We start from the raw sequence: 8,675 nt of genomic DNA, 5'->3' as shown, positions 1-8,675 counted from the left end.
CACCATTCCACCCCCAATATGTTGTAAAACACCCCCGAGCATATGTTCGAAAACACAATATGTTGTGTTTGCAGCAAAGGCGGGATGCCACCTGTAGAACCACGCCCGCGAACCTCAACCTTCAAGTTGACCTTGAGGCGATTTTTACGTCCCTTTACACGCCGTTCACATCGCCCCCAAACTCCCCCACCCACGGTACACACGGCCCACCGCCGCGTCGGTGTCTAGCGAAAAATGGGACGAGCCCCAGATTGCCCATGCGCGCGCAAAAGCACGCCGCGGCAATCTGGGGCCCGTCCCCAAATACCTATAGATATGCAGGCCAGCGATGTGTTAACGATGTGCCAGCGGGTGCGCCGCCAGATAGACCTCGGTCAGTTGCGTACGATCGACATGCGTGTAGACCTGCGTGGTCGATATATCGGCATGTCCCAAGATCTCCTGTAGCACACGGAGGTCCGCACCGCCCGCAAGCATATGGGTGGCAAAGGAGTGACGCAGCGTATGGGGATGGAGTCCCACCAGCCCCACCTGGCGCCCGTAGCGCTCACAGATGGCATGGATGCCCTGGCGCGACAGACGGCGGCCGTTCTTATTTAAAAAGACCGCCGAGGTCTCGGTTCCGTGGGCATGGGCCGCCAAGCGAGAACGCCCCTTAGTTATATAGCGCGTCAGAGCTCGCGCCGCGCTTCCCACCAACGGGGACAGGCGTTCCTTTGAGCCCTTACCGCGAACGAGCACAAAGCCATCGTCGATATGGATATCGCCCACATCGAGCCCCACCAACTCACTCACACGCAAGCCGCATCCGTAGAGCACTTCCAAGATGGCATGGTCGCGCAAGCCCATCTCGCCCTCGGGGAAGTCTTGATCGAGCAGCGCCGAGACATCCTCCACCGATAGATACTCCGGCAAACGCTCAGCCTTTTTAGGCAGGCGCAACGCCGCCGTTGGATTTTGGGCCACAATCCCATCGCGCACCAAAAAGGCATGCAGGCCCTTCACGGCCGCAAGCGCACGCTCCACCGAGGCATCGGAATAGCCCCCATCGCGACGGTCGGCGACAAAGCCCTCCACGACCTGACGAGTCACCTCATCAAAAGACATGATGCCCGCCCGCTCCAGATACGCGCAGTACGTCGTCAGGTCACGACGATAGGCCGCAATCGTGTTGCGCGCCAAACCCCGCTCGACCGCGAGGTAATCGAGATACTCCCCCGCCGCCACGGCGAGCGACGAGGGAGTAGCTTCGGTATGTTCTTTGTTCGCCGGCACCCTTAGTCCGTAGCGAGGTTCATGGGCGTCACCTGCAGGCGATCGACACCCTCGTGCTGACCGATCGAGGCACGCACGAACTCTCGGAACAGCGGCTGCGGGTTGGTCGGACGGCTCTTGAACTCGGGGTGAGCCTGGGTTGCCACATACCAAGGATGCACGTCGCGCGGCAGCTCGACCATCTCGACCAGGCGCTCGTCGGGCGACAGACCCGAGATAACCAAACCGGCGTCCTCAAGCTGGTCGCGGAAGGCGTTGTTAAACTCAAAGCGGTGACGGTGACGCTCGTAGACGAGATCCTCGCCATATGCCTCGCGAGCGAGGGTATCGGCGGCGAGCTTGCACGGATAGGCGCCCAGACGCATGGTGCCGCCCTTCTCGGTCACGTCCTCCTGCGAGCTCATCAGATCGATGACGCTAAACGGGCCGTCCGGATCGAACTCGGAGGAGCTGGCGCCGGCAAGGCCGACGACGTTGCGGGCGAACTCGCACACGGCCACCTGCATACCCAGGCAAATGCCCAGATACGGAATCTTGTGCTCACGGGCAAACTCGGCCGCGAGGATCTTGCCCTCCAGGGCGCGCTTGCCAAAGCCGCCGGGGACCAGGATGCCCGAGGCGTCGCCCAGAACCTCGGAGACATTCTGCTCGTCGAGGCTCTCGCCGTCGACCAGCTGGACGTCCACATGGCGATCGTAGAAGACGCCCGCATGGTGCAGGGCCTCGATAACCGACAGGTACGCATCGGGCAGCTGCGTGTACTTACCCACGACGGCAATCTTAACCTTATCGGCGTGATGGTTGGCATGGTTCTGCTTACGCAGGAACTCATTCCACTCGCTCATGTCGCGCTCACGCGGGTCCAGGCCCAGGCGCTCGCAAATACGCAGGTCAAAGTCCTGCTCGGCAAGCAGCTGCGGCACGTCGTAGATGCTCGCGCAGTCCTCATTGGTAAAGACGCAATCGGTGTCGACGTCGCAGAAGCTTGCGATCTTTCCGCGGATAGCGTCATCGATATGGTGGTCGGAGCGCAGCACGATGATATCGGGCTGGATGCCAAAGCTGCGGAGCTCCTTGACGGAATGCTGCGTGGGCTTGGTCTTGACCTCGTGGGCGGCGGCAATATAGGGAACGAGCGACACGTGGATGTAGCAGACGTTCTCGGAGCCGGCCTCCTTGCGGTACTGACGGATGGCCTCGACAAACGGTTGGGACTCGATGTCGCCGATCGTGCCGCCCAGCTCGGTGATGACTACATCGGAGCCGGTCTGCTCCTCGATGCGGCGAAACTTGTCCTTAATGGCATTGGTGACGTGAGGAATCACCTGCACGGTACCGCCCAAAAAGTCGCCGCGACGCTCGCGGGCGATTAGGCTTTTGTAGATGGCACCGGTCGTAAAGTTGGAATCGCGGGTCAGGTTCTCATCAATAAAGCGCTCGTAATGACCCAGGTCCAGGTCGGACTCGTAACCATCCTCGGTTACAAAGACCTCACCATGCTGGAACGGGCTCATGGTACCGGGGTCGACGTTCAGATACGGGTCGGCCTTCTGCATCGTTACTTTGTAGCCACGCGACTTGAGCAGACGGCCCAGCGAGGCCGCGGTGATACCCTTGCCCAGGGACGAAACCACGCCACCGGTTACGAACACATGCTTGGTCATATTGAGTTACCTGCGCTTCCCGTAGAAGTTGTTTATCCACATCTTACGGGTCTTCATTGTAATACTCGCGCCGCGGACCGTCCGCAATTTTTCTCGCGTGCGATTGCATTTCTCAATCTTGAAACAAAACGCCGCCCGGTTTCCCAGGCGGCGTCGCTATGGCAAGGGTTACATGCTGCTATCGATCAGCAACCTCGTCCTCAAGCATTTCTTGAACGAGCATGCCGGTACGGACGCCCTCAAGATACCACTCGCCACGTTCGGTGAGGCAAATGCCATTTGCAAGCTGACCGCCGTCGTCGCTATAACGCGAGACGACATCAATCATGCCTTCGGAATCCAAGCGATCGATTGCCGCGCGGGCACGATACGGCGAAACCCCCACGCGCTCGGCAAGCGTTTTGCGCGAGAAACCATACGGCCCGCCATTGTCTTCGGTTTGCTGGTCGATCTCCATCAACACCAGCACCTCGACACGCTTCATATCGTTGACACTCGCACGACCCTTGCCCGCCATAGCAGCCTCCTCAAACCGAGCACGAGCATCTAACGCGCCGTGCGCGACCGACACACCTCACGATGGCAGGTAATATCCATCATGCGGCATCCCGCTAAGGATGAAACAGTTACGGTTATTGTATACCGCTCAAATTGTTTCTAGGCAGGTAAACAGCTATTTTTCGCCGAAATAGACGCTTTATTGATCAAAAAGCCGTACCGGGCGCTAACCCGATACGGCCAAAATGCAATGCAATTACCGCGGTGCTTCAAACTTAGCGATGGAAGAAACCGCGGCGCTCAAACTTGGGCTCGCAGCACACGTTGATACCCAGTTTGCGCAGTACCGTCTCGTCCGTCGGCGAGATAATCACGCTAAAGAAGGCATCGCAACCGCGCAGCTGCTCCAGGCCCGAAAGGACGCGAGCGGCCGTCTCACTCGTGGCCGAGGTGATCGACAGCGCCATAAGCGTCTCGTCGGTGTGGAGGCGCGGGTTTTTGCTGCCCAGGAAATGCGTCTTGAGCTTGCTGATGGGCTCGATCGCCTCATCGCTAATGACCTCGAGCTCAAGGTCGACGCCCGAGACATGCTTGAGGGCGTTCATAATGAGCGAACTTGCGGCGCCCAGGCGCGTGGAGGTCTTACCGGTCACCACGGAGCCATCGGGCATGACCATGGCACCCACGGGACCACCCGTCAGCTGCTCCCTGGTGAGGGCCGCCGAGCGCGCCGGTGAGTAGTTCTTATCGATGCCGGCTTTCTTCATAATAATCTTGAGACGGTCGACTTGCTCATCGCCCACGCCGGTACGGCGCACATTTTCGACCGCGGTAAAGTAGCGGCGGACGATCTCCATCTTGGAAGCGTCGCGGCAGGCATCGTCATCGGTGATGGCAAAGCCGACCATATTGACGCCCATGTCCGTAGGGCTCTGGTAGGGGCTCTTGCCCAGGATCTTTTCCATCAGGGCACGAACTACCGGGAAGGCCTCGACGTCGCGGTTGTAGTTGACCGTGGTCTTGTTGTAGGCCTCAAGGTGGAACGAATCGATGATATTGGCGTCGTCGAGGTCAGCCGTGGCGGCCTCGTAGGCAATATTGACCGGATGCGTCAGAGGAAGATTCCAGACCGGGAAGGTCTCGAATTTGGCATAGCCGGCGGCGGTACCGTGCTTATGCTCGTGATACAGCTGCGAGAGGCAAGTGGCGAGCTTGCCCGAGCCAGGACCGGGCGCCGTCACGACGACGAGCGGACGGGTGGTCTCGACAAACTCGTTCTTGCCATAGCCGTCGTCGGACACGATCAGGTCGACGTCGTGCGGATAGCCCTCGATGGGATAGTGGAGCTTGGCGGGAATGCCGAGCGCGTTCAGGCGGTTGCGGAACACATCGGCAGCGGGCTGGCCGGCGTACTGGGTGATGACCACGGCCGCGACAGCAAAGCCGTTGCCGCGGAACAGGTCAACCAGGCGCAGCACATCCTCGTCATAGGTAATGCCAAGGTCACCACGAGCCTTGTTCTTCTCGATGTGGTTCGCGTTAATGGCGATGATGACCTCGACGTCGTCGGCTATGCTCTTGAGCATGCGAAACTTGCTGTCCGGCTCAAAACCCGGCAGCACGCGGCTCGCGTGATAGTCGTCAAACAGCTTGCCGCCAAACTCCAAATACAGCTTGCCGCCAAACTGCGAGATGCGCTCCTTAATATGAGCGGCCTGCAGCTCGATATACTTCGCGTTGTCGAAACCCTGGCGCATATATGGCTCCCGTCCCGTTTCCATTTAATGTCTTAGGCGATTATAACGGAGCCTGCCCTCCCCGATGCCCAGGCCATCAACAGGCACCAACCAAACACGCCATCGATAAGTTGCGGTGAAATAGCTCCTGTTTAACCCCTCAAGACGGCCAAACGGGAACTATTCCACCGCAACTTCCCCTTTTGGCGCAAAGTAACCTGACCCCTTTGCACCAACAGCAGAAACGTCGCGGGCAGAGAACGGACAGCGAACAGGCACCAGAGCGAGCAAGCCGCCCCCTGCGCCAACAATGGCAGCGCCGCAGGTTGAGCATAAGTCAGCGAAAGCCCACCAGAGCGAGCAAGGTGACGTGAAAGAGGAGGGCATGGCGCAAAGCAATCTGACACCTTTACACCAACAAAGGCAGCGCCGCAGGATGAGCATAAGTCAGCGAGCGCCGTCCAGGACGTACAAGTTGGCATGAAAAAGGCAAGGCATAGACCTTTTGGTCATGCCTTGCCTTTTGAATGACAAATTGTCGTCCTGGGCGGCGCGCAGCGTCGACCGGTTCCGGCGTTTGGTAAAACGCCGGAACGCAAGTCGCCCCCTCCCGCGCGCGGAACGGGAGGAGGCTAAAGGTAGGAGTCTACCGGTGGGGTTACCCCACCGGACAGACGATGACCAGGTGATCCTTTACAGGATCGTCATGGTTTCCGTGGGGTACCCAAGGGGTACTTAGAGCATCACGCAAGCGACGGTCAGGATGATGGCGCAGACGACGGAGAGAGCGACGATGAGCTTAAGAGCAAACTTGAGCCAGGTCGTCCACTCGATCTTGGCCAGAGCAAGACCGCCCATGATGGCGCCGGAGGTCGGGGTGAACAGGTTCACGACACCGATGGCGGCGGAGAAGATCATGACCATGACCTCGGGCGAGAAGCCGAGCTTAACAGCCAGCGGTCCCATGATGGGCATGGAGACAGTAGCCATACCGGAGGTCGAGGGGATCAGGAAGGACAGGCCGAAGTAGACCAGGAAGCTCATGGGAGCGAAGATCACGCCGGACAGGCCAGCCAGAGCATTGGCGGCAGCGTCGAGGACGTAGACGTCGAGGCCGGTGCTAGCCATGAGGACGGAGATACCACGGGCGAGGGCGATGACGAGGACAACGGACATCATGTCGGCAGCGCCGGTGATGAAGGTGTTGACGATCTGCTTCTCGGACAGGCCGCCGATAATACCGATCAGGACAGCCATGAGGAAGAACCAGGTGGAAGCCTCGTCGAAGTACCACTGACCAATGGGCAGGCCGGTGATCAGGGCAGACCAGCCCTGAACGATGGCGTTACCGTCGGCGTCATAGACAGCGCCAGCATCGAAGAAGTTGGCGACGCCCTCGTTAAGGTCGGCCAGCGGGATGAAGCCGACGATCATGACGACGAAGGTGAAGGCAAAGGCGATCAGAACACCCTTCTGACGACCGGTGAGCTTGACCTCCTTGTGAACCTCGGAAGCAGCCTTGCCGTGAGCCTCTTCGGCGTCCTTGAGCTCCTGCATCGAAAGGATGGTGGAACCCTTGTCAGCCTTGACCTTCTTGGCATAGCTCATGACGAAGAGGATGGACATAACAGTGGTAACAATCCACAGGACGGCACCGAGGCCGATGATGATGGACTGGTTGACCTCAATGCCAACGCCAGTCAGAGCGTCAACGGCAGCACCGACGGCAAACGGGTTAACCGTGGAGCCGAGGCAGCCGCAGCCAGCGCCGAGCAGGACGGTGGCAGCGCCGACCATGGGGTCGAAGCCAGCAGCCATCATGGTGGCGGCGAGCAGGGCGTAGAAGGGAACGGTCTCCTCGCACATACCATAGGTGGTACCACCGAGGGAGAAGATGAACATCAGCACGGGAATGAGCATGATCTCATTGCCCTTAAGCTTCTGCACCAGAACAGCAATGCCGTTGTCCAGGGCGCCGGTCTCGGTCATCATGCCGAGGAAGCCGCCGAGGATCATAACGAAGAGGCAGACGGGCAGAGCGTCAGCGAAGCCCTTGACCGGGGCGGTGCAGAAATCGCTCAAGCGGGCAGCGGTAACCGCGCCACCGGACGTACCGGAGACGATAACGGTAACAACCGCGACGATTGCCAGCAGAGCAAGAAGAATGGTGAACGATGAAGGCATACCGCGCTTTTTCTTAGCGGTCTCAGTCATAGTTCTCATCCCCCCTTCATAAATCATTTACTGATCTCGCCCGAAGCGGCTCTTCCGTGCCGTGCATGTCGCTCGGTGCGAGATTTTTACCAGACAAAAGCGCTCGGGGTGCGCAGCAATGCACCCCGAGCGAGATGCTAGATGCTCTTACTTGAGCGTAGCGTACATGACAGCCTTGATGGTGTGCATGCGGTTCTCGGCCTCGTCGAAGACCTTGGAAGCGGGGCTCTCGAAGACCTCGTCGGTGACCTCCTGCTCGGTGATGCCGAACTGCTCGCACTTCTCGGCGCCAATCGTGGTGTTGGTGTCGTGGAAGCTGGGCAGGCAGTGCAGGAAGATGGCACCCGGGTTGGCCATAGCCATGACCTCGGAGGTAACGCGATACGGAGTGAGCTGAGCGATGCGCTCGGCCCAGACCTCGTCGGGCTCGCCCATGGAGACCCACACGTCGGTGTAGAGAACGTCGGCACCGGTGACGCCGTCCTTGACGTCGGTGGTCAGCTTGATGGTGCAGCCGTTAGCCTCAGCGATGGGCTTGCAGGCCTCGATGACGTCGTCAGCGGGCATGCACTCCTCGGGGCCGCAGGCCACGAAGTTCATGCCGAGCTTGGAGCAGACGACCATGAGGGAGCGAGCGACGTTGTTCTTGCAGTCGCCCATGAAGACGAGGGTCTTGCCCTTGATGTCGTAGTTGAAGTTCTCCTGGACGGTCAGGATATCGGCGAGCATCTGGGTGGGGTGCCACTCGGTGGTCAGGCCATTCCATACGGGCACGCCAGACTTAGCAGCGAGCTCCTCGACGTCGTCCTGGGCAAAGCCACGGAACTCGATGCCGTCATACATGCGGCCGAGAACGCGGGCGGTGTCCTCGATGGACTCCTTCTTGCCCATCTGGGACGAACCGGGATCGAGGTAGGTGACGCCCATGCCAAGATCCATGCCGCCGACCTCGAAGGCGCAGCGGGTACGAGTGGAGGTCTTCTGGAAGAGCAGAACGATGTTCTTGCCCTCGAGATAGCGGTGAGGAACGCCGGCGCGCTTCATGTCCTTGAAGTTCTTGGAGAGCTTGAGCAGGTACTCGATCTCCTCGGTGGTGAGGTCGAGGAGCTTGAGGAAGCTACGGCCGGAGAGGTTAACACCCATGGTTCAAATCCTTTCGAAGAAATGAATTACGTAAGTATTAGTGTTGCCCGTTTGACGGGCGAAACCGGTGCGGTTGTAGGGGGACCGCACCGGAAACGGAAAGACTTAGAGGTCCTCGCGCCAGAAGGGCATGCTCATGCAGCGC

6 protein-coding genes are annotated in these 8,675 nt (G+C 59.4%); all 6 read right to left on the bottom strand.

The annotated features are described in order from the left end of the window. Positions 1 to 333 precede the first annotated feature (333 nt). A complete protein-coding gene (xerD, locus tag DXC18_RS00030; protein ID WP_117584232.1) occupies positions 334 to 1,275 on the bottom strand; it encodes a site-specific tyrosine recombinase XerD in 942 nt (313 codons plus the stop codon). A gap of 2 nt (positions 1,276 to 1,277) precedes the next feature. Further along, positions 1,278 to 2,939: a CTP synthase gene (locus DXC18_RS00025; protein ID WP_117584233.1), complete on the bottom strand. Its 1,662-nt coding sequence runs from the start codon at positions 2,937 to 2,939 to the stop codon at positions 1,278 to 1,280. A gap of 178 nt (positions 2,940 to 3,117) precedes the next feature. Beyond that, entirely contained in the window at positions 3,118 to 3,456 is a 339-nt protein-coding gene (locus DXC18_RS00020) for a hypothetical protein (protein ID WP_040358312.1), read from the bottom strand. 256 nt (positions 3,457 to 3,712) lie between these two features. Then, entirely contained in the window at positions 3,713 to 5,194 is a 1,482-nt protein-coding gene (locus tag DXC18_RS00015; RefSeq protein WP_006234276.1) for a DUF1846 domain-containing protein, read from the bottom strand. Between the two features lie 714 nt (positions 5,195 to 5,908). Continuing rightward, a complete protein-coding gene (locus tag DXC18_RS00010; RefSeq protein WP_369831459.1) occupies positions 5,909 to 7,396 on the bottom strand; it encodes a YfcC family protein in 1,488 nt (495 codons plus the stop codon). 138 nt (positions 7,397 to 7,534) lie between these two features. Next, positions 7,535 to 8,530: an ornithine carbamoyltransferase gene (gene argF / locus DXC18_RS00005; RefSeq protein ID WP_117584234.1), complete on the bottom strand. Its 996-nt coding sequence runs from the start codon at positions 8,528 to 8,530 to the stop codon at positions 7,535 to 7,537. Positions 8,531 to 8,675 lie beyond the last annotated feature (145 nt).

It is taken from the genome of Collinsella sp. OM08-14AT (genome assembly GCF_003438115.1).
GTDB lineage: Bacteria > Actinomycetota > Coriobacteriia > Coriobacteriales > Coriobacteriaceae > Collinsella.
The sequence above is the reverse complement of the archived record's forward strand: the minus strand, read 5'-3'. Positions and strand labels throughout refer to the sequence as shown.